Annotated in this window: 2 protein-coding genes; both read left to right on the top strand. The window is 56.5% G+C overall.

What is annotated here, in order from left to right:
• The coding region (locus ACH2EH_RS11850; protein ID WP_395141915.1) for a Gfo/Idh/MocA family protein at positions 1-768 on the top strand (768 nt) is incomplete at its 5' end.
• A gap of 73 nt (positions 769-841) precedes the next feature.
• Positions 842-1,626: M48 family metallopeptidase (locus ACH2EH_RS11845; RefSeq protein WP_395141913.1), on the top strand; the 785-nt coding region annotated here is incomplete at its 3' end.

The following is a 1,626-nucleotide window of genomic DNA, read 5'->3' as shown; positions in this document are numbered from 1 at the left end:
GCGTCGCCCGGGCAGATGCTACGCCCCACGAACCATAAGATCCGTGAGATTATCCAGAGTGGTGGCCTGGGCAAGCTTTCTTGGGCCGTGGCGGGCGCTGCATTCGGCTCCTACCACGAGACGGAGGGCGTCCGTACCGGCGACACCCCCCTCAGCAATATCAACCCGAGCTGGTACTGGAGAAAGCCCGGCGGCGGTCCCCTCTACGACATGACAGTCTATGCGCTGCACTCCCTCACCGGTGTTCTGGGACCCGCCCAGCGCGTCACGGCGATGTCCGGGATTGGTATTAAAACGCGCCACTTCAAGGGCGAGGCGTATGAGTGCGACGCCGATGATAACACGGTGATTCTGGCGGACTTTGGCAACAATGTTTTTGCTTTCATTCACGGGACATTTGCCGGGATGGTCAGCGAGTTCGGGCAGCCCAGCTACTTTGGTGAGAAAGGCTCGATCGTGGGCACCAAGCTCAACGGTGAGGCGATTGACTACCCGGGCAAGTCCGACGGCCTCTCACCGCTGCAAGTGACGCCGCATGTCGCGGGCAAGTACGCCGCCCACGGCAAGCTCGGCGAGCACCATGTGTATGAAGACACCATGCAGCTCGTGCGCTGGGTGCGCGACGGCAAGCCCAGTATCGTCACCGCAGACCACGCGGCGCACGTCATCGAGATCATCGAGGCGGGCTACGCGGCGGCAGAGACTGGCGTCACTCAGACTCTTAAGACGACATTTACGCTTCCCGAGGATCTCACAGCGGCCTCGTAGGCAGGCCTCTTTCCCTAGCCTCTCCTCCCGCACCAGGGAGGAGAGGGTTTTTGAAAAAATTCTGGTGTTTACTATGGATGAACGTGAACTAGAAAATATGGTTCGTGGGCTCATGTTTGATGCCCAGCAGAAACCCGGTCTCTATCGCTTCAAGCTTCTTTGCTTTATTCTCTTTGCCTACTTATTTATCTTTTTGATGGTTGCCCTCGCTTTGGGAGTTGCCGGAGGGATCATCTGGGGGCTTGTTTGGATCGGCCAGCAAGTCAGTGCAGGCAATATACGCATTAGCTTAGGAATCGGCAAGCTGATGTTACTTGTGGTTCCGATTTTACTGGGGCTGTTTGTCTTCGCCCTTTCCAGCCTACGCTCGCTCTGGGTTGTTCTGCCCGAACCAGAAGGATTGGTTCTAGAGCGGGGCCAAGCGATAGTCCTCTTTCAGGAAATAGAAAGTCTTCGTGAGGCACTCGGAGTCCCAACTTTCCATCAAGTGATCCTCACGGATGAATTTAACGCCGCTGCTCTCCAGGTACCACGCTTGGGCATCCTTGGCTTCCAGCGCAACTACTTCCTCATAGGAATTCCGCTTCTGCTCACCCTCTCACCAGAGCATCTGCGTGGCGTGTTGGCTCACGAGATGGCGCATCTCTCGCGTAAACACAGCGCCTTTGGAGCCTGGATCGCGCGGATGAGCTACACATGGCGAGTGCTGTTGATCACGTTGGAAGCCCAAGACAACAGTGGTGTCGATGTTTTCTACTCTTTCTTCTCCTGGTTTGTTCCTCGAATGGAGCTTCGGAGCTTTGCGATGCGCCGCCAAAAAGAATTCGAGGCGGATAAACTTGCGGCGGAAGCTGTGGG

This window comes from Armatimonas sp., from assembly GCF_043760365.1.
GTDB lineage: Bacteria > Armatimonadota > Armatimonadia > Armatimonadales > Armatimonadaceae > Armatimonas.
Note: the sequence above shows the minus strand (reverse complement) of the source record. Positions and strands in the feature narration are given on the sequence as shown.